This window comes from Nocardia sp. XZ_19_385 (assembly GCF_015355755.1).
GTDB lineage: Bacteria > Actinomycetota > Actinomycetes > Mycobacteriales > Mycobacteriaceae > Nocardia.
This window is the reverse complement of record NZ_JACVEE010000001.1, coordinates 1,629,556-1,653,640: the sequence shown is the minus strand read 5'-3', so window position 1 is coordinate 1,653,640 and position 24,085 is coordinate 1,629,556. Positions and strand designations below refer to the sequence as shown.

Genomic DNA, 24,085 nt, shown 5'->3' with positions numbered 1-24,085 from the left:
GGTAGCGACGATGACGCAGGTCTTCCGGCAGCGAGGCGAGCGAGCACAGGATGATCGCGATCGAAGTTTGGGTCGTGCACTGGTCTCCCCGCAGCGAGGTGATCGAGCAAGTGACGATGGCGATCGAAGTTTGGGTCGTGTACCGGTCTCCCGGCAGCGAGGTGATCGAGCAGGGGATGATCGCGATCGAAGTTTGGGTCGTGCACGTCAGATCCTCAGCGCTGGCGAGGCGCAGACATGAGCGAGGTGGGGGAGCAGGCTGGGCCAGGCGCGATGGCGCAAGAGGCTGGGCAGCCAGTGCACGGGGCGTGGCTGGCCCGCGCGGCTGGCAGCGGGGCTCGCATGATCGAGCTGGACGCCGGGCCGTCCGGTCTGGTCGGTTGCTCGGGCCGATCGCTGGATCCCAGTGCTGCGGTGCCGGGTTCGAGCAGCGGGTGGCCATCGGCGGCGGATGACGAGCGGCGCTTGGCGTGGGTTTACCTGTCGCGGGTGGTCGAAGGGCCGTGTGCGGCGTTGTCGTCGCTGATCGAGTCGGTTGGGGTGGTGGAGGCGGCGCGGGCGGTGCGGGAATGCGCATTGCCGGAGTCGCTGCGTGGCCCGACGGAGCGGCGACGTGGAATGGATTGCGCGGAAAAGGATCTGGAAATCGTCGAGCGACTCGGTGGGCGGGTGGTGACGCCCGACGATCCGGAATGGCCGGCTTGGCGGATGTTGGGCCTCACGCAGTTGCAAACGGGCCGTGATCAAGACGGGGCTGTGCCCTTGGTGTTGTGGGTGCGGGGCCCGCGGTCCCTGCTCGATGCCAGCGAGCGTGCGCTGGCGGTGGTGGGGGCGCGCTGCAGCACGTCGTACGGCCACCAGGTGACCCGGGACATCGTGAGTGATCTTGCGGTAGAGGGGTGGACGATTGTTTCCGGTGCGGCGTACGGCATCGATGCGATGGCGCATCGTGCGGCACTGGCCAGCGGTGCTCCGACCATCGCCGTGCTCGCGTGCGGCGTGGATCGCCCGTATCCGGTCGACCACGATCGGCTGCTCGCCGAAATCGCCGACATCGGACTGGTCGTCAGCGAGTACGCGCCAGGCACTTCCGCGCGCAAGCATCAGTTCCTCGCTCGCAATCGGCTGATCGCCGCGCTGGCGGACGGGGTGCTGGTGGTGGAGGCCGGGCTGCGCAGCGGTGCACGCAACACCGTGAAATGGGCACGCCGCATCGGGCGTCCGGCTCTAGCGGTCCCCGGGTCGGTCAACTCGGCGTCGTCGGTCGGCTGCCACCACATGATCCGGGACGGGGAAGCACTACTCGTCACCCGAGCGGAGGAGGTGATCGACGAAGCCGGTCCGCTGCGGTTGTCGCTGCCGGGCACTGCGGGCACTGCCACGGGGTCGGCGGACGCGCTGACCGGTGACGAGGCCACCGTCTTCGGCGCACTCCCGAAGCGCGGGTCCCGACAGCCTGTCGAACTGGCCAGTCGCACCGATCTGCCGCTGCCCATCGTGCGTGCAGCGCTGGCCGCACTGGAGTTGGCCGAGCTTGTCGGTGTCGGCGAACGCGGTTGGTACCGGCTCGCCTCCACCCGCAACAAGAACGCACGGTAGGAGGGTCGATCGGAACCACTGATGTCGGCCTCCGCCGCTGGCGCGTTCCCACCGTCTGGTGCGTCGAAGCGGGGGCCTCCGATCGCCCCGCGACCTCACCCTTCGCTGGCGCGTTCCCACGTGTGGTGCGTCGAGGCGGGGCCTCCGATCGCCCGCCACCGCACCCTTGGCATCGGGGGAGGGCCTCGAGTCGGCGGCCACCTCCGACGCTCAATGACCAGAAGGGAGCTCTGCCTTGGGCCAAAATGATGTCAATCGCTGATCCGCCCCGAGACCGATCGCTGCACCGCATAACCTCTGATTTCGGATGTAGCGCAGTAGAATTCGGCAGGTGAATCCGTTCGGGTGGGCCCGGCGACGGGCGGGACGATTGCCGGAGCAACTTCGGTCCGAGCTCGAGGCCGAAGGTGTGCGGGTGGCGGCAGAAGAGCTGGTGGGGACGTTGACGCTGCGCGATTACCGGGCGCCGTGGCGCTATACATCGTGGAGCAAGGAAACCGTGAGCGGTGCGATCGCGGTGACGGAGCAGCGGCTGGTGGTGTGGGCGCAGGGGCGGTCGGTGCTCGATGTGACGCGCGGTGCGAAGTTGGCCGGGCTCGAGGTGACGGTGCACGGGTCGGACGAGGTGTGCTTCGGGTTCGAGGCGGGCGACTTTCACGAGGGACGGTCCGGGCGGGTGGAGTTTCGGCTGCGCACTGCGGAGGCGGTGCGCATAGCCGAGCTGCTCGGGGCCCCTATGTGATCGGAGCGTCCGGGCACGGCGCGGGGACTTGCCAACGAAAGGGTGTGCGCGCGACGGTGGTCCATATGGAAGACCTGCCTGAGGATCTGGAAGCCCTGCTGGCCGAGTATCAGCGGTATCTGCGGCTCGGGCAGAACCGGTCGGCGCATACCGTGCGGGCCTACCTCGGTGACGCCCGGTCGCTGTTTGCCCACCTGTGCGAGCGGGCGGCGGATTCGGCTGTGCGGGAACTGGATTTGGCGCTGCTGCGATCCTGGCTGTCCGCGCAGTCGGCGAAGGGAGCGGCGCGAAGCACCATGGCGCGCCGGGCGTCGTCGGCTCGGACGTTCACGGCGTGGCTGACCAAGAATGGGCATCTCGCCGTCGATCCGGGATTGCGGCTCGGCTCGCCCAAGGCACAGCGCACGCTGCCCGCCGTGCTGGGCCGGCAGCAGGCTGTGGAGGCGATGGAAGCGGCGGAATCGGGTGCGGCGCAGCGCGACCCGATGGCGTTGCGGGATCGGTTGATCGTGGAGCTGCTTTACGCCACCGGTATCCGGGTGAGCGAACTGTGCGGTCTGGATCTCGACGACATCGACCGCGAGCGGCGCCTGATCCGGGTACTGGGCAAGGGCAACAAGGAGCGGTCGGCTCCGTTCGGCGGCCCCGCCGACCAGGCCATCGAACGATGGTTGCGCTACGGCAGGCCCGCCCTGGCGAATCCCGAGTCCGGGCGTGCGCTGCTGCTCGGCCGACGCGGGCGCAGGCTCGATCAGCGCCAAGCCAGAGATGTTGTGCACGAAGTGATTTCGGCGATCCCGGGCGCGCCGGACATGGGCCCGCACGGCTTGCGGCACAGTGCCGCCACCCACCTTCTCGAAGGCGGGGCCGACTTGCGCGTGGTTCAGGAACTCCTGGGGCACGCCAGCATGGCGACCACCCAGATCTACACCCACGTGTCGATCGAACGCCTGAAGAAGGTGCACGACCAGGCACATCCGCGCGCTTGAGCACGGTCGGCCGCAAAGCCTTTGCCGGAGCGCCGTAGCACCCTATTCTGAAACGAGTTCTAGTTTGGGAGGCTTCGTGAACGACGCAGGCGCCGTGCACAACGTGCTCGGCAAAGAGATCCAGATGCCGGTCCGGATCCGGCAGGCCCGCGCCTTCATGGCGTCCTACCTGGTCCCCGCCGATCCGGCACAGCGCGCCATCGATTACTCGGGGCTGCAAGTCATTCGGGTGCCCGGCAACCGGGCGCTGTGCACGCTCGTTTTCGTCCAGTACGTCGACGGCGACCTCGGGCCCTACCACGAGTTCGGGGTCTCGTTCTCGGTCCGCCACCACACCGCCACGGCCACCGGCGCCCTCGCCGACGTGCGCGCGCTGGCCGGCGGCAAGGCGGGCGTCTTCATCCATCGACTGCCCGTCGACGGCGAGTTCACCCTCGCCGCCGGCCGCGGAATCTGGGGCTTCCCCAAGGAGATCGCCGACTTCCGCATGGATTACGAGGGCGTCAACCGGCACGGCGTGCTGCACCACAACGGTGAGCTGGTGGTCGACCTGACGGTCCGCCCCGGTTTCGCCACACCGGCCAGGCGCGGCGCGGGCGCCTCCTTCGACGCCTACTCCCACATCGACGGCGTCACCCGCTGCACCCAGTGGGAGATGGAGCCGGAGGGCATGCACGCCCGGGTGGGCGGCGCGGATCTCGTCCTCGGCGAGCACCCGTGGGCGCGTGAACTGGCCGGGCTCGGGCTGCCGAAGCGCGCCTCGATGAGCTCGACGATCGCCCGGCTGCGGATGACCTTCCAGGACGCCACTCCGGTGTGATCCCCGGGGTCACGGGCTTTGCGCCTTCCGGACGTTAGGGTGAAATCCCCGGCCGGATTGGAGAGGTGAGGTGAACCCCGAGTCGCAGGCACCAGCGGGCGAAACACAGCTCGACTACCGCTTCGACCTCGCCAACGAACGCACCTTCCTGGCCTGGATGCGCACCTCCCTCGGTCTGCTCGCGGGTGGTGTCGCGGTGCACACGCTGGTTCAGCCGTTCAAGACCGCCGGGTTCCGGCGGGCGCTCGCGGTGAGCTGCATCCTGCTCGCCGTCATCGTGGCGGTCGGCGCATACGGACACTGGCGCCGGGTCGGTATCGCGATGCGGCGCGGGGACCGGCTGCCGCGCACGGTGATGGTGCCGATCCTGTCCGGCGGCATCGCCATCATCTCGATACTGGCTTGTATCGCGGTGCTGCTCAAATGACCCGCGATCCCGGGCTGGCGGCCGAGCGCACCGCCTTGGCCTGGCGCCGCACCGCGGTCTCCGCGATGATCTGCGCCGCACTGTTTCTCAACCACGCCGTGGGTAGCAGCTGGCGACCGGCCCAGTTCGCGCCGCTCGCCGCCGCCGTCACCATGGGGGCGCTGGCCGCTCTGTGTTACGTCCGCAATCGCACCTTGCACGAGGGCCGGCACGGCCATGCCCGCGCCGCCGTCGCGACCACCGCCCTCGCGGTGGTCGCCGTAGCCTGCGTCGCGCTCACGCTCGGCGCCACCATGCCACGCCCCTGACCACCACCAGGAGGATGAAGATGACCGAGCCGAGCAGCTTCATCGTCGCGCAGCAACAGCGTGCGGCGGCCGAACTCCCGTTCTCCGATGACGCCGACCGCGCCGACGCGCAGCGCGGGTTCATCGCCGCACTGGAGCCCGGCGTGGTCACCGCCACGGACGGAACCGTGGTGTGGGACAACGACTCCTACGCCTTCCTGCGTGAACCCTGCCCCGCCTCGGTGCATCCCAGCCTGTGGCGGCAATCCGGGCTGGTGATCGAGCAGGGGCTCTATGAGGTGACCCCCGGCATCTATCAGGTTCGCGGCTTGGATCTGTCGAATATGACCCTGATCGAAGGGGATACGGGCGTGGTCGTCATCGATCCGCTCATCTCCGCCGAGACCGCGGCGGCGGGTCTGGCGTTGTACCGGGTGCATCGCGGCGATCGCCCGGTGACCGGCCTCATCTACACCCATTCGCATGCCGACCATTTCGGCGGCGCCATGGGCGTCACCACCGCCGACGAGGTGGCGGCCGGGCGCTGCCCGGTGCTCGCGCCCGCCGGATTCCTGGAACATGCTGTAGCCGAGAACATTTACGCAGGTACCGCGATGACGCGGCGCGCGGCCTACATGTACGGCGCGGTGCTGCCGCGCGGCCCGCTCGGGCAGGTCGGCGCGGGCCTGGGCCAGACCACCTCGCTCGGTACGGTGACGCTGATCCCGCCCACCCTCGACATCACCACCACCGGGCAGACCGAAACCATCGACGGCGTCAAGATGGTCTTCCAGATCACCCCGGGCACCGAGGCGCCCGCCGAGATGAACTTTTACTTCCCGGACCATCGGGCGCTGTGCATGGCCGAAAACGCTACGCACACACTGCACAACCTGCTGACGCTGCGTGGTGCCCTGGTCCGCGACCCGCACGTCTGGGCCAAGTATCTGACCGAGGCGATCACCATGTTCGGGCGCGACTCCGATGTCCTGTTCGCTTCGCACCACTGGCCCACCTGGGGCGCGGATCGACTGGTGGAATACCTTGCGCTGCAACGAGATCTATACGCGTACCTGCACGATCAGACGCTGCGAATGCTGAACCAGGGGTATGTGGGCGCCGAGATCGCGGAGCGGATCCAGTTGCCCCCCGCCATCGAAAAGTCTTGGCATACAAAGGGTTACTACGGCTCGGTGAGTCACAACGTGAAAGCCGTCTATCAGCGCTACATGGGTTGGTTCGACGGGAACCCGGCACATCTGTGGGAGCACCCGCCCATCGAAAATGCCCGGCGGCACGTGGAATTCATGGGCGGCGCGGAGGAGGTGCTGCGCAAAGCGCAGCAGTCCTACGACGCGGGCGACTATCGCTGGGTCGCACAGGTGCTCAACTACGTGATCTTCGCCGACCCGGACAATCGCGCCGCACGGGACCTGCAGGCGAGCACGTTCGAGCAGCTCGGCTACGGCGCCGAGAACGCCACCTGGCGCAACTTCTACCTCAGCGGCGCCTACGAACTCCGCTACGGCTCCTTCGGCACGCCCACCAAAACCAACTCGCCCACCATGCTGGCCGCGCTCACCGTCGACCAGATCTTCGACGCGCTGTCGTTGCGGGTCGACGGGCCCAAGGCCTGGGACCTGCGAGTCGTCACCGAATGGCGCATCACCGACGAAAACCGCACGCACCGCGTCGAATTGGGCAACGGCGTGCTGACCCACTACGACCGGCCCGAGGGGGCCACCCTGCCCGATCCGGACGCCACCTTCACGCTGACCCGCGCCACCCTCATCCGAATTCTGCTGACGGGCGCGGACTTCGGCGTCGCGGTCGCGGCGGGCGATATCGCGATCGACGGCGATCCGGCGGGCCTCGCCAAGCTGGTCGGTGTCTTCGACGAGCCCGACCCGGATTTCGCCATCGTCACGCCGTGACCGGCGGCCTGCGAGACCGGCTGCGTAGCGCGCTGACCGTGGCGATAAAGGCTCGCGACCGTACGTCCGTCGCCGCGCTGCGGTCCGCGCTCGGCGCTATCGACAACGCCGAGGCGGTCGACATTTCAGAGGCGCGTGCGGGCGCAATCGAAGGGTCGCCGGTCGGGCTCGGCGCCGCTGAGGTGGCGCGTCGCGATCTCACCGAATCCGGCATCGCCGCGATCGTCCGCGCGGAGATCGACGAGCGCCGCAGCGCCGCAGCGGAATACGACAGCCGGGGTCGCTCCGAGCACGCCGGAAGGTTGCGGGCCGAGGCCGACGCGCTGGCAGCGCTTTTGTAGGACAAGAGTCGGGTAATTTCGGCTATCCTGACGCTGCCGGTCAAGCGCAAGCGGTTCGTAGGATGGCGTGGCACAGAGCGATCAATTGACCGAGCGGTTCAGCTCGGCACTGCGACTCGGTGGGGGCGATATCTCCGCCGCGTGCCAGGCGTGTGTGCAAGTCCTGCCCGTGCGCGGCGCCGCGATCCTCATCGGCGAACGACATCTCGGCCTATGGCCGTGGTCGGTCACCGGCGCGGACGCCGCGCGGATCGAGGGCTTACAGGCGGTGGCCGCCGCAGGTCCCGCGGTCTACGCGTTTGCCACCGGAGTGCCGGTGCCGCTGCCCGATCTCACCACCCCCTGCCCGCGGTGGCCGGAATTCGCCGCCGCCATGACCCGGGAATCGATCACCGGTGCGATGGTGTCGGTGCCGCTGCGGCTGGGCATGGCCCGGCTGGGCACCCTCGACCTGTTCGACCCGGATCCCGAAATGGCGGCGCCCCCGACCATTTCGGCGGCCCGCCGACTCGCGGAACTGCTCACCGCGCAGCTGGTTTCGGCGCAGTCCACGCGGGCGAAGGGCTGGCTGACACCGCCGCGCGGCAGCGTCCTGATCCACCAGGCGGCGGGTATGGTGATTGCTCACCTGCACGTCGGCGCACCGGAGGCTTATGCGCGGTTGCGGTCTCTGGCTGCCCGCCAAGGCCTTTCACTGTCCGAGGTTGCTGAGCGCATCATCGAGCGCCGGCTACCGATCGCCGCCGCACTCGACGCACATTCGCCGAATACCCACGGCAACTGAAGGTTTCGCAGGAGGCCCATTGGTCCATACCATGGTGAGTTGGGCAGGATGCGGCGCAGGATCTCCGTGGCGGATACCAAGGGTTCGCCGGTACAGGGGTAATTCGGATGTCTGACAGCGAGCTGCTGGTGACGGCACTGGCGAAGCTCGCGCGTCTGATGGCCGCCGACGACACCGCCGCCGTGCTCCAGCACGTGATCGACAGCGCCACCGACCTTTTGGACCTGACCGGCGCTACCGTGCTGCGGGTGTGGGACGGGCTGGAGCTACCGGAGGGCCAACCGGCAGCGATCACCGCGTCCACCTCGCCGCTGGCGGAGCTGGAACGTAGCCAGCTGGACGCGGCACGGGGCCCGGCACTGGAAGCCATGCGCCACGGCGAACCCGCCATCGTCACCGAGATCGGCAAATACCTCGACGTCTGGCCGGAATACGCGAGTGCTGCCGAGCAGCACGGCATTTCCTCGGTGGCCAGCACCCCGCTGCGGCACGGTGACCTCAGCTTCGGCGCGCTCTGTATCTATTCGGCCGAGCGCCGGGACTGGGCAGCGCCGGACCTATCGGTGGGCGAATTGCTGGCCCAGCTGATCGCCGGTCATCTCGTCACCGTGGACCGACTACGCGAAAAGCAGCAACTCGCAGACCAATTGCAGCATGCCCTCGATGCGCGCATCGTCATCGAACAAGCCAAAGGCGTAATTGCCAACGCCCGCAACATCGCTCCCGACGCCGCCTACAAACTGATCCGGGCACACGCGCGGCGCAATCGGATCAGCGTGCAGGCGGTCGCCACCGGAATCGTCGAGTTGCGGCTGCGGATCTGATCGCTCCGGGCTTACCCACTCCGCCGGCTGCATGTCCTCCGTGCCCGAGCAGATCGTGCAAATGAACTAACAGAGCTGTCCACCGCTCGGTAATCTGGCGAATGGCGGATTTCGAAACCCCTGTCCCCGGAGCGGAATCCGAACGCCGACGTTGAGCATCCTTGCCCCCCGATGGTCGGTTCCCACGCCGATCTCGCAGCCATGGGGGCTTCATGGTCTCGCACGTCTCTTCCACCCGCCGCTACCGGCACCGTTCTGTCCATCGCGGCGAAGCCGACAACCTCGTCCAGCTGATGCAGCGCACCGGCGCCGGCGACCGCGACGCCTACGCACAGCTCTACAACCGCACCCGCGACCTCGTCTTCCACCGGGTCCTGGCCATCGTGCGCGATCCCGGCTACGCGGAGGAAACCTGTCACGAGGTCTACCTGCAGGTTTGGCGCAGCGCGGCAACCTATGACGCGCGCCGGGGTTCCGTGGTGACCTGGCTGTGGACGCTCGCGCACCGCCAAGCGGTGGACCGGGTTCGCCGCGAACGCGCCGCCGTCGCCCACAATCTGGCTTGGGCGGTGGGCGATTACGGCCCGCCGGTCGACACCGTCACCGAGGAAGTCCTGCGCCGCCACGAATACCGCAGCGTCCGCCGCGGCCTGGTCGCGCTGACCCCGCTGCAGCGCGAATCCGTCATCCTCGCCTACTACCACGGCCTCAGCTATCCCCAGGTCGCCGCCGAACTCGGCATCGGCCTGGCCACCGTCAAATCCCGTATCCGAGCCGGCCTGGCTCAACTGGAATCGGCGCTCTCCAGCGCCGCCTGAGCTCGCACACCCGTTCTATCCGCTGCCACGACGGGTGTGCGAGCTCCTAGGCGGTCGGCAGCGTGCCGATATACCAACCGGCGACGATCCGCTGGACAACCCGCACCACCGGCCCGCCGAGCCGGGTGTACCAGGTGCCGGGCCGAGAGAAGGCGACAACCACCCCGTACACACTGTCGTCGGCGCAGTCGTACTCCACCGCGAACAGCTCCTCTCCCGACTCGGGATGCCCCGGCAACGTTCCGTACGCGAATCCACGCCGATCCGGCTCATCCAGCACATACACCACCTGGCACGGCGCGATGATCCCCACCGGTCCCACCCCGAGCCGCACCGTCAACACCGTCCCCGGCTCCGCCACAGCCGTACTCGCCTCCCGAAAGATCCTGGTGCCCTTCTGCATCCGATACGCCAAGATCTCCGCCCCGGCCCGCTCGAACAACTCCCGCCCCCGCCCGATCCGCCGCCGCAACCGAAACTGGTGATACCCCTCCGGCATCTCCCCGCGCGTAGCGCCGACCTCGGCATAAGTGAGCGATGAACCACCTGCGTTCTGCATGCCTTGATCATCGCCCCCCGCTCTGCGAGAAGAAAGCCTGCCCCAGCCCATCCGGCGGCCTCACCCCAAACCACACGGGCCCAGTTGGCCTCCCCGCAGCCGCCCTACTCGACAACCCACGCCGCAACTGGCTGGAACATCCACTACGCCACCGCCCGACGGTGACCACCACCCCACCGCTTCACTGAGCCCATCCGTCACGCAATCCATGGGAGTCATTTCGGGGCAATCTGATCTTGTAAGGCCCCGATATGACTCCCGTGGGAATCACCGCCTCGCCCCGTCGGTGGCACCCGGCGCATTCCACTGCGGCAGAACCACGGGCGGACGTCGCTCTGGGGCACCAGCGTGCCCGTCGTAGCGACCGAGTGGGGACGGTCGTGTTGCGTAGAGCTCATGGCGAGCTCAGTCCGGGGGTGCGCCAGGTTTGTCTCGGATCAGCGAAATATGCAGCAGCGTTGGCAGATTCACAATGCCCGAAAACTCCGATATGACGCCGTGGAATCACCGCATCACGCCGCTGGTGGCACTCGGCGCACTCCACGGCAGCAAGAGCCACGGGAGCAGACTTCGCGCCGGTCACCAGGGCGCCGTTCGTAGCGACCAGCGGGCACGGTCGAGTTGCGCAGGGGCTCATGTCAGGTCCAGTTCTGCGAGTGCGGCGGCGATGCGATGGAGCGGCGAAATATGGAGCAGTGCAGGTGGATTCACATCTACCCGCTTGCTGTGAGTGCTCGACTCGCGCCGGGCGCTCGAAAGCCTGGATGCCGAGGCGGTGCAGGGTGGGCGCGCGGTTCAGCAGCACCGGGTGCTCGGCGATGACCTCTTCGAGGACATCCCACACCTGGGGACGCTGACGCTCGACCATCCGGTTGGCGGACTTGATGTTCTGCGTGTGGTTCAGATCGACCAGACGCTTCATGACGACGGCTTGAACAGCTCGAGCGTCATCAGCTTCGGCAGACCACACTGGCGCACAGTGGATCCCTGCCGCGGCTGGGCAGCTCCGGTCGCCGGCCTGCGAAGTGTCGGTTGGAAGTCGGCTCTGTTGGTGTGAAGGGGTTTGCACGGGGATCTCATCGCGAGCTCTTTTCTCCGGGCGCTACCGGTTTCAGGCGGATCGGCGAAATATGGAGCAGTGCAAGGGGATCCACGTATTCGCGCTCGCTGTGGGTGCTCGACTCGCGGCGGGCGCCCCAGTGCAGGCAGGCGGCGACTGTGCAGCCTTCGTGCCCGGCCCGCAGGGTGCCGATCGGGCTGCCGCGCGTGACCCGGCGGCCCACGGTGACCTCGGCTTCGACAGGCTCGTAGGTTGTGCGCAGCCCGCCGGGGTGATCGATCGACACCACGGGTTTTCCTGCCACTTCCCCTGCGAACACCACGATTCCGTCGCCGGCCGCCAGGACCGCCTGCCCGGGTGTGCCCGCCAAGTCGACGCCGCGATGCCCGGGTAGCCAGTTCCGTGGCGGCTTTTCGAAGCGTCGTTCGACTGTCGGTCGAGGATGCAAGGGCCAACCGAACTCGCCCGCCGGGGCTGCTGCCGCCGGTGGCTCGGCGCGATCCGAACAGGTCACCGCCATGCCGGCCAGGATCGCCACGAGCATGCGAATACGCAGGCGGCGGCCCTGGCTGACAGTCGGTGAACCGGTGCGTTCAGCCACCGGCGTCGCTATTGGGGTGGTCAGTGCGAGGGCGATCGGTGCGATCGAGGAGAGATCGGCAACCCCTCGCTTCAGCGGGATCCCCACGACAGCGTAATCAGGACGGTGACCTCCTCCGGCGAACACGATTCGTTCGGCGGGCAGACCGTGACACCCGCACCCGCACCCGCATTCGCGCCTGCACCCGCATTCGCGCCCGCGCCTGCGCCCGCATTCGCGCCCGCGCCTGCGCCCGCATTCGCGCCCGCGCCTGCACCCGCATTCGCGCCCGCACCCGCGCCCGCGCCCGCGCCCGCACCCGCACCCGCACCCGCGTTCGCACCCGCATCCGGATCCGCATTCGGATCGGAGCCGGACAGTCGCAGCACCAGCGGGGGAGACTGGCGAGCCGGTGATGAGGGCTCGCCCGATTTTGACCGAGGGGCCGGAGGCTTGGGGGTGCGCGTCCGAGTATTGGTTGGGCGGGAGCCCGGTTCCGAGTCGGTGGACGGCTGCCCCGTCGTCGGCAGTGGTTGTTCCTGCCGCGGCTGCGTGACCTGTCCGATCAAGCTGCTCACCAGTTCCGCGGTCAGCGGCACCAGCTGCGCGAGCGGCGGGCCGAGCTCCGCGACGAGGCGCTCGATATCGCCTACCTGGACGCCCAGCGCCGCCGCGATGCGCGGGACCAGCTCGGCTGTCAGCGGCACCAGTCGGGCCAGCGGCGGCCCGAATTCCGCGACGAGACGGCTGACTTCGCCGGCGGGGATGCCGAGCGCCGCCGCGAGGCGGGGGACGACCTCGGCTGCCAGTTCAGTCAGGGGCGGGCCGAATTCCGCTATCAAGCGGTTCACCTCGCTCGCGGAAACACCGATTGCCGCCGCGATCCGGGGCACAGCCTCCGCCGTCAGCGGGGCCAGTTGCCACAGGGGCGGCCCGAATTCCGCGACGAGACGCTCGACCTCGGCGGCGGAAAATCCGGGCACGTAAGGGGAGTGGTCGATCCGCCGTGGCGTGCTGCACACCGAGCCTGCGCACTGCCCGGCCACGGGATCGGGCGCATCGGGCACCGCCCGCGCTGGTGCGGCGGTGACTACCGCTGCCGCGAAGGCCAAGGGGACAAGCATGGTCGTGGTGATCGAGGTACGGTTCATGTCGTCGAGATTCGTCTCGCCGGCAGGTGTGTCGTAACCCCCGCTTCGGCGAGTGGGGACAACTTTCCGCACTGTGGATATCCCGCGTTTCACCTGGTCAGGAGAACGGGACCGGGTCGATTTAGAGCTCGGGGCACCCACGCCGTAGACTGATCAAGCGGTCTGTGCCTGGCATCGGCCGACTTCGCGCGCCATCCGTGCTTGTTCGTAACGGCGCTGTTCGAATCAGAGCTCCAGTTCATTCTGTGGGTTCGGTCGCGGCAGCGTAATCGCGAAACAGGGAATCGTCGGCTGGTCCCGAGCTCAACGGCCCGGGTCCGACGGTTCGGAGGCGCCAGGGCTTCGGATCACCGATCCGTAGCGTCAACCGGCAAAGAAAGAAGGATACGGGAGCAATGGCTGTCGTAACTATGAAGCAGCTGCTTGACAGCGGCGCGCACTTCGGGCACCAGACTCGTCGGTGGAACCCGAAGATGAAGCGGTTCATCTTCACCGACCGCAATGGCATCTACATCATCGACCTGCAGCAGACGCTGACCTACATCGACAAGGCCTACGAGTTCGTCAAGGAGACCGTCGCCCACGGTGGCACCGTTCTCTTCGTCGGTACCAAGAAGCAGGCCCAGGAGTCGATCGCGGCCGAGGCCACTCGGGTCGGTATGCCGTATGTCAACCAGCGCTGGCTGGGTGGCATGCTCACCAACTTCTCCACCGTGCACAAGCGCCTGCAGCGCCTCAAGGAGCTCGAGGCCATGGAGCAGACCGGTGGCTTCGAGGGTCGCACCAAGAAGGAAATCCTCATGCTCACGCGTGAGATGAACAAGCTCGAGCGCACCCTCGGTGGTATCCGCGACATGGCCAAGGTGCCCTCGGCCATCTGGGTCGTCGACACCAACAAGGAGCACATCGCCGTCGGCGAGGCGCGCAAGCTGAACATCCCGGTCATCGCGATCCTGGATACCAACTGCGATCCCGACCTGGTCGACTACCCGATCCCGGGTAACGACGACGCGATCCGTTCCGCCGCCCTGCTGACCAAGGTCGTCGCCTCCGCGGTGGCCGAGGGCGTGCAGGCCCGCGCGGGCCAGTCCTCCTCGGACGACAAGCCGGAAGCCGGCGCGGGCGAGCCCCTCGCCGAGTGGGAGCAGGAGCTGCTGGCGCAGGCTGCCCCGGCCGCCGCCGAGGCCCCGGCCGCCGAGGCCGCTGCTGAAGCTCCGGCCGCCGAGGTCGCTGCTGAGGCTGCCCCGGCCGAGACCCCGGCCGAGGCCTGAGTCTCTTAACGCTCTGTTTCAGCGGTGATCATGTTGACGTGTCAGCGTGATCACCGCTGCCCAGTATCCGAATCTTTTCTCCAAAAGGAGGCTCGCCCGAGATGGCGAACTACACCGCTGCCGATGTGAAGCGGCTCCGGGACCTGACCGGTTCCGGAATGATGGACTGCAAGAAGGCGCTCGAGGAGAACGGCGGCGACTTCGACAAGGCTGTCGAGTTCCTGCGCATCAAGGGTGCCAAGGATGTCGGCAAGCGCGCCGAGCGCGCCACCGCCGAGGGACTGGTCGCCGCTCAGGACGGTGTCCTGATCGAGATCAACTGCGAGACCGACTTCGTCGCCAAGAACGCGGAGTTCCAGGAGCTGGCGAACAGCATCGTCGCGGCGGCCGCCAAGGCTCGCCCGGCCGACCTGGATGCGCTCAAGGCTGTCGACCTGGGTGGCAAGACCGCCGACCAGGCCGTGCAGGAAATGGCCGCCCGGATCGGTGAGAAGCTCGAGCTGCGTCGCGTCGCGGCTTTCGACGGCCCCGTCGCCGTCTACCTGCACAAGCGTGCCACCGACCTGCCGCCCGCCGTTGGCGTGCTGGTCGAGTACAAGGGTGAGGGCGAGGGCGCCGAGGCTGCCGCTCGCGCCGCCGGCATGCAGGTCGCGGCGCTCAAGGCCAAGTACCTGACCCGCGAGGACGTCCCCGCCGATCTCGTCGCCAAGGAGCGCGAGATCGCCGAGGCCACCGCCAAGGAAGAGGGCAAGCCGGAAGCGGCGCTGCCGAAGATCGTCGAAGGCCGCGTCAACGGCTTCTACAAGGATGTCGTGCTGCTGGAGCAGGCTTCGGTCACCGACTCCAAGAAGACCGTCAAGGCGCAGCTGGAGGAGGCCGGTGTCACCCTGACCCGCTTCGCGCGCTTCGAGGTCGGCCAGGCCTGATACGCCTGTGAAAGGGCCCCTCACACATTGTGATTCAATGTGTGAGGGGTCTTTTTCTGTCCTGACGCGCCTTGAACGGGGGCTTGTGCCGTGGCGTATTGCGGATAGGGCAGGATAAGAACGCTTTGTGTTGCGCATTCGCGCCCATGTTGATGATCAATCGCCGAAGGAGACGAGCACCGATGACGGACCCGGGGATCGACCGCCCAGGATATCGCCGGGTGCTTCTCAAATTGGGTGGCGAGATGTTCGGCGGCGGCAAAGTCGGCCTGGACCCGGATGTGGTGCAGACGGTGGCGGAGCAGATCGCCGAGGTCGTCTCCGACGGCATCCAGGTGGCCGTGGTCATCGGCGGCGGGAACTTCTTCCGCGGCGCCGAGCTGGAGGAGCGCGGCATGGACCGCGCCCGCTCGGACTACATGGGCATGCTCGGCACCGTAATGAACTCCCTTGCGCTGCAAGACTTCCTGCAGAAGCAGGGCATCGACACCCGCGTGCAGACCGCCATCACCATGGGCCAGGTCGCCGAACCGTATCTGCCGCTGCGCGCCAAGCGGCACCTGGAGAAGGGCCGCGTGGTCATCTTCGGTGCGGGGATGGGCATGCCCTACTTCTCCACCGACACCACCGCCGCCCAGCGTGCGCTCGAGATCGAGGCCGACGTGGTGCTGATGGCCAAGGCCGTGGACGGGGTGTTCGACGCGGATCCGCGGGTTGTGGAGAACGCCACCATGTTCACCGAGATCACCCATCGCGAGGTGATCGAACAGGGCCTGAAGGTCGCCGACGCAACTGCCTTCAGCCTGTGTATGGACAACCAGATGCCCATTCTGGTGTTCAATCTGTTGACTAAGGGCAATATCGCCCGTGCGGTCGCCGGTGAGAAAATCGGCACATTGGTTCGGACCGACCCCGAGGTCTAGGAACTACCCAGGCCAGGGATCAGGACGATGACGACGCTGTGGAGTCGGTGTCAAGGAAGGACACGGTCGTGATTGAAGAAGCGCTCTTCGACGCCGAGGAAAAGATGGAGAAAGCCGTCTCGGTGGCGAAGGACGATCTCGGAGGCATCCGGACCGGCCGGGCCAACCCCGGCATGTTCAACCGAATCGTCATCGACTACTACGGCTCGGCGACCCCGATCACCCAGGTCTCCAGCATCACCGTGCCCGAGCCGCGGATGGTGGTGATCAAGCCCTACGAGCAGTCCACGCTGGGCGCGATCGAAACCGCGATCCGCAACTCCGATCTCGGTGTGAACCCCACCAACAACGGTGACATCATCCGGATCTCGGTTCCGCAGCTCACCGAGGAGCGGCGCCGGGAACTGGTGAAGCAGGCCAAGGGCAAGGGTGAGGACGCCAAGGTCTCCATCCGCAATGTCCGCCGTAAGGCCATGGAAGAACTGGGTCGCATCCAGAAGGATGGCGAGGCGGGTGAGGACGAGGTCGGCCGCGCGGAGAAAGATCTCGACAAGACCACCGCCAAGTACGTCGGCCAGATCGACGAACTGGTCAAGCACAAGGAAGCCGAACTGCTCGAGGTCTGAGTTTCATCGGACGGCGGTGACGGCGGGGGACGAACGGAACTAGACGAGTTGAGCGACGGGACAATCGTGGCCGAGAATGCCGCCGCGACCGGTGCGGCCGAGGAGCCGAGACCGGCCAACGGCACACCTGAAACTGAATACGCCACACCCGCCGCCGCCCCCGCGGCACCCAAGTCGCGGGCAGGTCGTAACCTGCCCGCGGCCCTGGCCGTCGGCTTCGGCCTCGGCTTATCGCTGATCGCGATCCTGCTGTTCGTGCCCAAGGTCTTCATCGCTGTCGCGGCCGCCGGCGTCGGCGTCGCCACCTGGGAGGTCGCCAAGCGGCTGCGCGAAGCCGACGTGCTGGTGCCCCGAATCCCGTTGATCGTCGGTGGTCAGGCGGTGTTCTGGTTCGGCTGGCCGTTCGGCGCGAGCGGTGTCGCGGGCGCGTTCGCCGGCACCGCGCTGATCTGCATGGTGTGGCGCCTTTTCGATCATGGCCTGCATCAGGCGCCGCGAAACTTCCTGCGCGACACCGCGATCACCATCTTCACTCTGGCCTGGATCCCATTGCTGGCGTCCTTCGCGACGCTGCTGCTGCTCGAACCCGACGGCAACCTGCGGGTCCTGACCTTCATGATCCTGGTGGTCTGCTCGGATGTCGGCGGCTATGTCGCCGGGGTCCTGTTCGGCAAGCACCCCATGGTTCCGTCGATCAGCCCGAAGAAATCCTGGGAGGGTTTCTGCGGCTCCCTGGTGTTCGCCGTCATCGGTGGCCTGCTCACGGTAACCCTGTTGCTGCAGGCCAATTCGATGATCGGCGTCGTGCTCGGTGTCGGCCTGGTTGTCGTCGCCACCATCGGCGACCTGATCGAATCCCAGGTCAAACGCGAGCTCGGCATCAAGGACATGGGCACCCTGCTGCCCGGCCACGGCGGCATCATGGATCGCCTGGACTCCATGCTGCCGTCGGCCTTCGTCTCCTGGCTGGTCCTCAGCACCCTGATCTAGCGCTTGACGGCACGCCGCAACTGCAGGATGCGCAGGCCGCCGACGGTGGCCATGAGCAGTGCCCCGCCGATGGCGGACAACAGCACGGCGATGCCGATCGGGAGGTTGAACTCCCAGAAGAGCAGGCCCACGCGCACGCTGTTCAGGTTCTGCAGGATGAACACCAGCAGCACGATCAGGATGAGCGCACTGGCGATCAGCCCGACCCAAGTCCATCCGGTGCGGGTGCCGAGTGACGTCTTGCCGGTGACAGCGGGCGCGGTCTCCGGTGGCAGCGCGGGTGCGTTCGGCTCAGTTCCGGGCTGCGGATCGAATTCCGGACCGTGTTTCTCGGTTTCGGTGTGATACGCCTCCGGCCCGGGCTGGTAGGGCTCGGGCGGGATGCGCTGCGGCGGGGGCTCCGACCGTCGCGGTTCGGGCGAATATTCGGGATTCAGCGACATGTTCCGGGCATTCCCGGATCCGTCCGGGTTACGCACCCGAGTCGGTGACCATTTGATCACCGGAGGCGATGACCACCAGCAGGCCGGTTCTGGTTTCGGTGTCCATCGCCCGTCGGCCGGAAGGTCAGTGCACCTGGCGTTCGGTGTCGCCCCAATACTTCTGGCGAAGTTCGCGCTTCAAAATCTTGCCCGCGCCCGAAACCGGCAGGGCGTCGGTGAGTTCGACTGTGCGCGGGGCCTTGTAACCCGCGATGAGCGTCTTGGTGTGCTCGCGGATCTCCTCGGCGGTGACCGTTGTGCCTGGCATGCAGACGATGACGGCGTGCACGCGCTCGCCCCATTCCTCGTCCGGGACGCCGATCACCGCGCACGCTGCGACATTCGGGTGCGCGGCGACGGCATTCTCCACCTCGACGGAGTACACATTCTCACCACCGGTGACGATCATGTCCTTGATGCGGTCGACCACGAAGACGTAGCCCTGGTCGTCCATGTAGCCGCCGTCGCCGGTGTGCATCCAGCCGCCGCGCAGGGCGGCCGCGGTCTCCTCGGGCTTGTTCCAGTAGCCGAGCATGACGTGGTCGCCGCGCACCTGGATTTCGCCGACGGTGCCGCGCGGAACCTCGTTGTCGTCGAGGTCGGCGATGCGGACCTCGGCGTGCGGCGCGGCGCGGCCGGCCGAGCGCATCAGGCCACCGGTGTGGTCCTCGGGTCCGAGCAGGGTGGCGACCGGAGACAGCTCGGTCATGCCGTAGGCCTGGGTCATGCGGGCATTGGGGAACGCCTTCATCACCCGTTCCAGCACCGCCTGCGAGATCGGTGAGGCGCCATAGAGAGCACGCTCGACGCTGGAGAGATCGTGGTCGTGGATCTCCGGATGGTCGACCAGCATCTGCAACATCACCGGCACCAGCAGCGAGTCGGTCACCTTGTGCGCGGCGATCGCGCGCATGGTGGCGACCGGTTCGAACATCGGGATGATCACGTGTGTCCCGCCGAGGAACACGACGACCGCCCAGCCGGTGAGATCGGCGAGGTGGAACATCGGGGCGGCATGCAGGTAGGTGGCGCCCGGCGCGAACAGGTAACCCGTGGCGACCGAGCCGAGCGCGGAGGCGAACAGGTTGTCGTGGCTGAGCATGACGCCCTTGGGGAATCCCGTTGTGCCACCGGTGTAGAAGACGCCCGCCAGTTCACCCCCGCCGCGCCGGGCATCCGGGATCGGCTCGCTGTTCGCGATGAGGTCTTCGAACGACAACGCGCCCTCGGGCGTAGGTCCGTCGCCGCAGTGGATCACCGCGAGCAGCCCGTCGTAACCCTGCCGGATCGCCGGGAGCATCGCCGCGAACGCATCGTCGACGAAGAGCACGTTGGTGCCGGAATCGACGAAGCTGTAGATGATCTCGGCGGGGCTCCACCGGATGTTGACTGGGTTGAGCACCGCGTTCGCCCAGGGCACCGCGAGCAGGTATTCGCTGTAGCGATCGGAGTTGAGTCCGAGCATCGCCACCCGATCACCGTCGGCGACCCCGAGTTCGCGCAGTGCGCCGGCGAGCCGGGGGACGCGCTCGGCAACCTCGCGGAAGGTCCGGGTCCGCTCACCGAAGACCGTCATGATCCCGTCGGGATTCTGCTGCAATGCCCGGTGTAAGCCCTGGGTGAGATACATCGTCGATCCTCCGTGCCTAACATGTGAATTCGAAAAAGTGTAAGGCCGATCACATTGGAGGTCTTGGGTTCGGCCTACCTGCGTCAAGTGAAAGAGCCTGAGTGCCAAACGAAGCCGAGCCGACCCGGTCGTCGCCGAGCTGCGCGCCCGCTAGCAGCTGCTGGGGGCGGGCTTTCCGGCGAAGCGGTCGTTCAGATAGCCGATGGCTTCGGGGATCGAGATCAGTACCTCGGTGACGTGTTCGCCAACAGGGTTTTCCGCCATGGTGACCGGCGCTCCGCCGTCGCAGTATTTCGCCGCGAGCTGGCGTGCGGGCCCGATCGGCGCTGCCTCGTCGCCGACCGCGTGATAGAGCAGGACCGGTCCGGTCGGGGTTCCGGGGAGACCGAGCGGGCTGGTGTCGTAGATGAGCCGGGACAGTGGCGAGTCGGTGATGGCGCCCGGCCACGCCTCCAGCTGTTCGATCCGCAGCAAGGGGTGGGCGAGCAGATCATCTGCGACACAGGCATTCTGGGCGCCGGTGACTGCTGTCCGTGCGGTTTCGTTGAGGTATTGGTAGACGTTCGCGTCCGGATAGGAGCGGTTCAAGGCGGCGAACGCGAGCGGCGGGACGCCGGTGAGGTTGCTGAAGGCGCGCATGGTGAGGTTGAGATCGGCGACCACCCCGCCGAGCGCGGTGCCGGTCAATGTCAATTCCGGGGCATATTCGCGTTGCGCCTGGATCGCGGTGGCCGAGGCCAGCGCGCCGCCGGAATACCCCCAAAGCCCGGTCGGGGCAGCCTCGTCGATGCCGGCCGGCGCGAACTGCCGGGCGGCTCGAATGCCGTCGAGTATGCCGTGCGCGGAACCGGCGGCTCCGGTGAATTCCGAACGGGGACCCTGATAGTCAGGGACAACCAGGGCCCAGCCTTGTTGCAGGGCGGCCGCGATGACCGCGGTCTCGCTGAGGCTGTTGGCCGGTGGGAAAGTGAGCCCGCCGCGCAATGCGTAGGAGGCCGCGCATTGCGCGCCGACGCCGTCTTCGGCGGTCTGGTAGGACACCAGTGGACGCGGTCCGGGACCGCGCCAAGCCTGGTGTGGCACAAGGACAGTCGCTACGTATGCGCTCGCCTGCCCGTGATTGTCGATGGTTTTGTACTTGACCTGCCACGCGGCGGCGGGCATCGGCGCCGCCAGCAAAGCCTTCGCCTCGATCGGCCGGGAATCGAGCACCGTGCCATTGGGGATGCCGGACAGGCCCGCGGGAATCGCGTAGAACGGGTCCTGCGTCGGAAGCGGTACAGCCGCAGCCGGACCGGGGAACATCACCCCCAATGCGCAAGCCGCCGCGATGATTCCGAGCCGTCGTCTACCGTCGATCGCCATTGATACTCCGGATATCTCTGATGAAACTGAATAGCAACCCGCGCTGATCCTTACGAACCGGCGGGAATGAACTGCTCGCGCAGAGTGCGCTTGAGGACCTTGCCGGACGGATTACGCGGGATCTGGGCCGTGAGCACCAGATCATGGGGCAGCTTGTAACCGGCGATGCGTTCGACGCAGAATTCGCGCAGCGACTCGAGGGTCAGTGCCGCACCGTCTTTGAGCGTCGCGAAGGCGACGATGCTCTCGCCGTATTCCGCGTGTGGTCGCGCGATGACGGCACAGTCCACGACATCGGGATGGGCGGCGATGGCGTTCTCCACCTCGATGGAGTACACATTGCGGCCACCGGTGATGATCATGTCCTTGAGCCGGTCGACCAGGGTCATGTAGCCGTCGGCGTCGAGGCGGGTCAGGTCGCCGGTGTGCAGCCAGCCGTCGCGGATGGTGTCGGCGGTGGCTTCGGGCTTGTTCCAGTAACCCTTCATCACGGTCTCGCCGCGCAGTAGCAGTTCGCCGACCTCTCCGGGGGCGACGTCGGCGCCGTTCTCGTCGACGACCCGGCATTCCATCAGGATGAGGGCCTGGCGGCCACTGGCGTCCGGGCGTTCCCGGACTTGGTCGCGGTTGGCGAAGATGCCGCCCGGGCCGCCTTCGGTCTGGCCGCACAGCTGCGTGAAGTTCACCGTCGGCCAGGTCGTGACGAGTTGTTCGACGACGGTGGCGGGCATCGGCGCGGCGCCGAACATTCCGGTGCGCCACGCGGAGAGGTCACGATCGGCGGCGCCGCGCATGCGCAGCAGGAACTGGTACATCGTCGGCACGCCGAAGAACATCGTGATGCGTTCGGATTCCAGGGTTTCGAGCACTTCGGCGGGATCGAAGCCGCTGTGCACGATGTGGGTCGCGCCGAGCAGGGTGCCGGGGATCAGCATGATGCACAGTTCGGCGGCGTGATAGAGCGGTGCGACGTGCAGGAGCCGGTCGTTGTCGGCCATACCGCAGGTGCCTATGACAGCCGTGGTGACGCACAGGACGCGGTGATGGTCGAACAATGCGCCCTTGGGTGAACCGGTGGTGCCGGAGGTGTAGAGGATCTGCGCGTCGTCGGATTCGGCGATCTCGACCTCGACCGGCGGGCCGTCGTAGTCCGCGGCAAGGGCGAACAGGTCCTGGTGGCCCTCGAGGTCGCTCATGGCGAACAGCTGCAAGCTTCCGGGCAGCCCGATGGCGGCGGCTTTGCGCACGGCCGGCTCGACCACGGCGTCGAAAATCAGTGCGGCCGCGCCGGAATCACGCAGCAGGTAGTCCAGTTCGGGCGCCGCCGACGCCGGGTTGATCGGTACGAAGATGGCCCCGAGCCGATGTGCGGCATAGAACGCGATGACGAAGCGGTCGGAGTTGGTCGCCATCAGGGCGACGCGATCACCCTTGGTGATGCCCCGTTCGGCCAGCACACCTGCCACGCGGTCCACCTCCGCGTCCAGCTCGGCGTAGGTCCGGCGGATGTCGCCGAAGACCAGGGCTTCGCGGCCGGGAACGCGGCGTGCCGTCATCCGCAGCGTTGCGTCGATTGTGGGCATCGATCCTCCAAAGCATTATGTGAATGCGCCGTAGCGTAACACCGATCACAGTGATGGTCACCACTCTTACTTTGAGTCGCAGTACCCTCAGTAAAACGCTGTTCATTGCTGACGTCTGTTGCTTTGGCGGAGCCGATGCTGTCTACTAAGTGAACAGTCAATAGCTTCAATCGTTAGGAACGCTATGAGTAATCGGGTGGTGGTGGCAGGCGTCGGGATGATTCCGTTCACGACGCCGAGCCGCACCGAGACCTACGACGTCATGGGCACCGAGGCCGCACGAAAGGCACTGTCCGACGCCGGGATCGAATATTCGAAGATCCAGCAGGCCTACGCCGGCTACGTCTACGGCGACTCCACCTGTGGGCAGGCGGTGGTCTATGGCCTCGGGCAGACCGGTATCCCGGTCGTCAACGTCAACAACAACTGCTCGACCGGGTCGTCGGCACTGTTCCTGGCGCGCCAGGCCGTCGAGTCCGGTGCGGTGGATGTGGCGCTGGCGGTCGGCTTCGAGCAGATGCAGCGCGGCGCGCTGGCCCTGGGCTACACCGACCGGCCCACTCCGTTCGACCGTTTCAACGCGGTTATGGATCAAATCCAGGAGCGCACCGAGGCGCCGTTCGCGGCTCAGATGTTCGGCGGAGCCGGACAGCAGTACGCCGACAAATACGGCACGGCGCCGGAGACCTTCGCCAAGATCTCGGTGAAGTCGCGCAGGCATGCGGCCAACAATCCGTACGCCGTCTTCACCGACCCGGTCACGGTTGAAGAAGTGCTGGCCTCCCCGCATATCTACGGCACGCTGACCCGGCTGCAGTGCTGCCCGCCCACCTGTGGTGCGGCCGCCGCAGTGCTGGTGAGCGAGAAGTTCGCGAAGGCCAACAACATCGACACCTCGATCGTCATCAAGGCCCAGTCGATGGTCACCGACTTCCCGTCCACCTTCACCGAGCAGGACATGACGAAGATCGTTGGCTACGACATGTCCAAGGCTGCCGCACAACAGGTTTACGAAGCGTCGGGTGTCGCGCCGGCCGATCTCCGCGTCGTCGAACTGCACGACTGCTTCACCGCCAACGAACTGCTCACCTATGAGGCCATCGGGCTGACCCCGGAGGGCACGGCGGAGAAGTTCATCAATGACGGCGACAACACCTACGGCGGCCGGGTGGTCACCAACCCCTCCGGCGGCCTGCTGTCCAAGGGGCATCCGCTGGGTGCGACCGGTCTGGCGCAATGCGCGGAACTGGTGTGGCAACTGCGTGGTCAGGCCGACGCCCGTCAGGTCGAGGGCGATCTGAAAGTCGCACTGCAGCACAACATCGGGCTCGGCGGCGCGGCCGTGGTGACCCTGTACGAGAAAGTGAGCTGAGC

Annotated in this window: 24 protein-coding genes and 1 pseudogene; 17 read left to right on the top strand and 8 right to left on the bottom strand. The window is 67.0% G+C overall.

All coding sequences use genetic code 11. The features are described 5' to 3' along the window. Nucleotides 1-237 precede the first annotated feature (237 nt). The 11 genes from dprA to IBX22_RS07700 all read left to right on the top strand — a co-directional run bounded on the left by dprA (nucleotide 238) and on the right by IBX22_RS07700 (nucleotide 9,565). Nucleotides 238-1,599, top strand: coding sequence for a DNA-processing protein DprA (gene dprA, locus IBX22_RS07750; RefSeq protein ID WP_228538248.1), 1,362 nt, complete (start codon nucleotides 238-240; stop codon nucleotides 1,597-1,599). 331 nt (nucleotides 1,600-1,930) lie between these two features. Further along, nucleotides 1,931-2,341 (top strand): hypothetical protein, encoded by a 411-nt coding sequence (locus tag IBX22_RS07745; RefSeq protein WP_194814634.1) that lies wholly within the window; start codon nucleotides 1,931-1,933, stop codon nucleotides 2,339-2,341. A 65-nt stretch (nucleotides 2,342-2,406) separates the two neighbouring features. Beyond that, nucleotides 2,407-3,330: a tyrosine recombinase XerC gene (locus tag IBX22_RS07740; RefSeq protein WP_194814633.1), complete on the top strand. Its 924-nt coding sequence runs from the start codon at nucleotides 2,407-2,409 to the stop codon at nucleotides 3,328-3,330. 124 nt (nucleotides 3,331-3,454) lie between these two features. Further along, the gene (locus IBX22_RS07735) at nucleotides 3,455-4,150 is read left to right on the top strand and encodes an acetoacetate decarboxylase family protein (RefSeq protein WP_194815659.1); all 696 of its coding nucleotides are present in this window, start codon (nucleotides 3,455-3,457) and stop codon (nucleotides 4,148-4,150) included. A gap of 70 nt (nucleotides 4,151-4,220) precedes the next feature. After that, entirely contained in the window at nucleotides 4,221-4,577 is a 357-nt protein-coding gene (locus IBX22_RS07730; protein ID WP_309234475.1) for a DUF202 domain-containing protein, read from the top strand. Next, a complete protein-coding gene (locus tag IBX22_RS07725) occupies nucleotides 4,574-4,885 on the top strand; it encodes a DUF202 domain-containing protein (protein WP_194814632.1) in 312 nt (103 codons plus the stop codon). The genes IBX22_RS07730 and IBX22_RS07725 overlap by 4 nt, the downstream gene beginning before the upstream one ends. A gap of 14 nt (nucleotides 4,886-4,899) precedes the next feature. Further along, nucleotides 4,900-6,798: an alkyl/aryl-sulfatase gene (locus tag IBX22_RS07720; RefSeq protein ID WP_194814631.1), complete on the top strand. Its 1,899-nt coding sequence runs from the start codon at nucleotides 4,900-4,902 to the stop codon at nucleotides 6,796-6,798. Next, a complete protein-coding gene (locus IBX22_RS07715; RefSeq protein WP_309234474.1) occupies nucleotides 6,795-7,139 on the top strand; it encodes a hypothetical protein in 345 nt (114 codons plus the stop codon). Before IBX22_RS07720 ends, IBX22_RS07715 begins: the two co-directional genes overlap by 4 nt. Nucleotides 7,140-7,206: 67 nt before the next feature. Continuing rightward, nucleotides 7,207-7,923, top strand: a complete 717-nt coding sequence (locus IBX22_RS38250; RefSeq protein ID WP_194814630.1) for a GAF and ANTAR domain-containing protein — start codon at nucleotides 7,207-7,209, stop codon at nucleotides 7,921-7,923. A gap of 107 nt (nucleotides 7,924-8,030) precedes the next feature. Beyond that, nucleotides 8,031-8,747, top strand: a complete 717-nt coding sequence (locus IBX22_RS07705; protein WP_194814629.1) for a GAF and ANTAR domain-containing protein — start codon at nucleotides 8,031-8,033, stop codon at nucleotides 8,745-8,747. 212 nt (nucleotides 8,748-8,959) lie between these two features. Further along, nucleotides 8,960-9,565, top strand: coding sequence for a sigma-70 family RNA polymerase sigma factor (locus IBX22_RS07700; protein ID WP_194814628.1), 606 nt, complete (start codon nucleotides 8,960-8,962; stop codon nucleotides 9,563-9,565). A gap of 46 nt (nucleotides 9,566-9,611) precedes the next feature. Here the strand turns inward: IBX22_RS07700 and IBX22_RS07695 are convergent, their stop codons facing one another. The 4 genes and pseudogenes from IBX22_RS07695 to IBX22_RS07680 all read right to left on the bottom strand — a co-directional run bounded on the left by IBX22_RS07695 (nucleotide 9,612) and on the right by IBX22_RS07680 (nucleotide 12,915). After that, on the bottom strand, nucleotides 9,612-10,124 hold the full coding sequence (locus IBX22_RS07695; RefSeq protein ID WP_194814627.1) for a DUF1990 family protein: 513 nt from the start codon (nucleotides 10,122-10,124) through the stop codon (nucleotides 9,612-9,614). Nucleotides 10,125-10,857: 733 nt separating this feature from the next. After that, nucleotides 10,858-11,102: pseudogene (locus IBX22_RS38495) on the bottom strand (hypothetical protein); the annotation flags it as partial. A gap of 98 nt (nucleotides 11,103-11,200) precedes the next feature. Continuing rightward, nucleotides 11,201-11,704, bottom strand: coding sequence for a M23 family metallopeptidase (locus IBX22_RS07685; protein ID WP_228538614.1), 504 nt, complete (start codon nucleotides 11,702-11,704; stop codon nucleotides 11,201-11,203). Between the two features lie 152 nt (nucleotides 11,705-11,856). Next, on the bottom strand, nucleotides 11,857-12,915 hold the full coding sequence (locus tag IBX22_RS07680) for a hypothetical protein (protein WP_194814626.1): 1,059 nt from the start codon (nucleotides 12,913-12,915) through the stop codon (nucleotides 11,857-11,859). A gap of 395 nt (nucleotides 12,916-13,310) precedes the next feature. Between IBX22_RS07680 and rpsB the strand changes: the two genes are divergently transcribed. The 5 genes from rpsB to IBX22_RS07655 all read left to right on the top strand — a co-directional run bounded on the left by rpsB (nucleotide 13,311) and on the right by IBX22_RS07655 (nucleotide 17,651). Beyond that, nucleotides 13,311-14,186 carry a 30S ribosomal protein S2 gene (rpsB, locus tag IBX22_RS07675; RefSeq protein WP_194814625.1) on the top strand — a complete coding sequence of 292 codons (876 nt, stop codon included), beginning with the start codon at nucleotides 13,311-13,313 and terminating at the stop codon, nucleotides 14,184-14,186. 101 nt (nucleotides 14,187-14,287) lie between these two features. Continuing rightward, nucleotides 14,288-15,112: a translation elongation factor Ts gene (gene tsf, locus IBX22_RS07670; protein ID WP_194814624.1), complete on the top strand. Its 825-nt coding sequence runs from the start codon at nucleotides 14,288-14,290 to the stop codon at nucleotides 15,110-15,112. Between the two features lie 182 nt (nucleotides 15,113-15,294). Beyond that, nucleotides 15,295-16,035, top strand: a complete 741-nt coding sequence (gene pyrH, locus IBX22_RS07665; RefSeq protein ID WP_194814623.1) for a UMP kinase — start codon at nucleotides 15,295-15,297, stop codon at nucleotides 16,033-16,035. Between the two features lie 68 nt (nucleotides 16,036-16,103). Next, nucleotides 16,104-16,661, top strand: a complete 558-nt coding sequence (gene frr / locus IBX22_RS07660) for a ribosome recycling factor (RefSeq protein WP_194814622.1) — start codon at nucleotides 16,104-16,106, stop codon at nucleotides 16,659-16,661. Nucleotides 16,662-16,709: 48 nt separating this feature from the next. Next, nucleotides 16,710-17,651, top strand: coding sequence for a phosphatidate cytidylyltransferase (locus tag IBX22_RS07655; protein ID WP_228538247.1), 942 nt, complete (start codon nucleotides 16,710-16,712; stop codon nucleotides 17,649-17,651). Here IBX22_RS07655 and IBX22_RS07650 read toward each other — a convergent pair. From IBX22_RS07650 to IBX22_RS07635, 4 genes are all read right to left on the bottom strand, one after another. Next, on the bottom strand, nucleotides 17,648-18,094 hold the full coding sequence (locus IBX22_RS07650; protein ID WP_194814621.1) for a lipopolysaccharide assembly LapA domain-containing protein: 447 nt from the start codon (nucleotides 18,092-18,094) through the stop codon (nucleotides 17,648-17,650). The genes IBX22_RS07655 and IBX22_RS07650 overlap by 4 nt on opposite strands. A 124-nt stretch (nucleotides 18,095-18,218) precedes the next feature. After that, the gene (locus IBX22_RS07645) at nucleotides 18,219-19,763 is read right to left on the bottom strand and encodes a long-chain-fatty-acid--CoA ligase (RefSeq protein WP_194814620.1); all 1,545 of its coding nucleotides are present in this window, start codon (nucleotides 19,761-19,763) and stop codon (nucleotides 18,219-18,221) included. 150 nt (nucleotides 19,764-19,913) lie between these two features. Next, nucleotides 19,914-21,128, bottom strand: a complete 1,215-nt coding sequence (locus IBX22_RS07640) for a lipase family protein (protein ID WP_228538246.1) — start codon at nucleotides 21,126-21,128, stop codon at nucleotides 19,914-19,916. A 50-nt stretch (nucleotides 21,129-21,178) separates the two neighbouring features. Next, complete coding sequence (locus IBX22_RS07635; RefSeq protein ID WP_194814619.1) at nucleotides 21,179-22,711, bottom strand: class I adenylate-forming enzyme family protein; 1,533 nt, start codon at nucleotides 22,709-22,711, stop codon at nucleotides 21,179-21,181. A gap of 184 nt (nucleotides 22,712-22,895) precedes the next feature. On the opposite strand from IBX22_RS07635, the gene IBX22_RS07630 reads away from it, so the two are divergent. Then, complete coding sequence (locus IBX22_RS07630) at nucleotides 22,896-24,083, top strand: lipid-transfer protein (protein ID WP_194814618.1); 1,188 nt, start codon at nucleotides 22,896-22,898, stop codon at nucleotides 24,081-24,083. Nucleotides 24,084-24,085: the final 2 nt, after the last annotated feature.

Excerpts from the sequence above, each read along its gene's own strand:
- dprA (WP_228538248.1), top strand. The coding sequence starts at position 238 with ATGAGCGAGGTGGGGGAGCAGGCTGGGCCAGGCGCGATGGCGCAAGAG.
- IBX22_RS07740 (WP_194814633.1), top strand. The coding sequence starts at position 2,407 with ATGGAAGACCTGCCTGAGGATCTGGAAGCCCTGCTGGCCGAGTATCAG.
- IBX22_RS07735 (WP_194815659.1), top strand. The coding sequence starts at position 3,455 with ATGCCGGTCCGGATCCGGCAGGCCCGCGCCTTCATGGCGTCCTACCTG.
- IBX22_RS07725 (WP_194814632.1), top strand. The coding sequence starts at position 4,574 with ATGACCCGCGATCCCGGGCTGGCGGCCGAGCGCACCGCCTTGGCCTGG.
- IBX22_RS07720 (WP_194814631.1), top strand. The coding sequence starts at position 4,900 with ATGAAGATGACCGAGCCGAGCAGCTTCATCGTCGCGCAGCAACAGCGT.
- IBX22_RS07705 (WP_194814629.1), top strand. The coding sequence starts at position 8,031 with ATGTCTGACAGCGAGCTGCTGGTGACGGCACTGGCGAAGCTCGCGCGT.
- IBX22_RS07700 (WP_194814628.1), top strand. The coding sequence starts at position 8,960 with ATGGTCTCGCACGTCTCTTCCACCCGCCGCTACCGGCACCGTTCTGTC.
- IBX22_RS07695 (WP_194814627.1), bottom strand. The coding sequence starts at position 10,124 with ATGCAGAACGCAGGTGGTTCATCGCTCACTTATGCCGAGGTCGGCGCT.
- IBX22_RS07685 (WP_228538614.1), bottom strand. The coding sequence starts at position 11,704 with ATGGCGGTGACCTGTTCGGATCGCGCCGAGCCACCGGCGGCAGCAGCC.
- IBX22_RS07680 (WP_194814626.1), bottom strand. The coding sequence starts at position 12,915 with ATGAACCGTACCTCGATCACCACGACCATGCTTGTCCCCTTGGCCTTC.
- rpsB (WP_194814625.1), top strand. The coding sequence starts at position 13,311 with ATGGCTGTCGTAACTATGAAGCAGCTGCTTGACAGCGGCGCGCACTTC.
- tsf (WP_194814624.1), top strand. The coding sequence starts at position 14,288 with ATGGCGAACTACACCGCTGCCGATGTGAAGCGGCTCCGGGACCTGACC.
- pyrH (WP_194814623.1), top strand. The coding sequence starts at position 15,295 with ATGACGGACCCGGGGATCGACCGCCCAGGATATCGCCGGGTGCTTCTC.
- IBX22_RS07650 (WP_194814621.1), bottom strand. The coding sequence starts at position 18,094 with ATGTCGCTGAATCCCGAATATTCGCCCGAACCGCGACGGTCGGAGCCC.
- IBX22_RS07645 (WP_194814620.1), bottom strand. The coding sequence starts at position 19,763 with ATGTATCTCACCCAGGGCTTACACCGGGCATTGCAGCAGAATCCCGAC.
- IBX22_RS07640 (WP_228538246.1), bottom strand. The coding sequence starts at position 21,128 with ATGGCGATCGACGGTAGACGACGGCTCGGAATCATCGCGGCGGCTTGC.
- IBX22_RS07635 (WP_194814619.1), bottom strand. The coding sequence starts at position 22,711 with ATGCCCACAATCGACGCAACGCTGCGGATGACGGCACGCCGCGTTCCC.
- IBX22_RS07630 (WP_194814618.1), top strand. The coding sequence starts at position 22,896 with ATGAGTAATCGGGTGGTGGTGGCAGGCGTCGGGATGATTCCGTTCACG.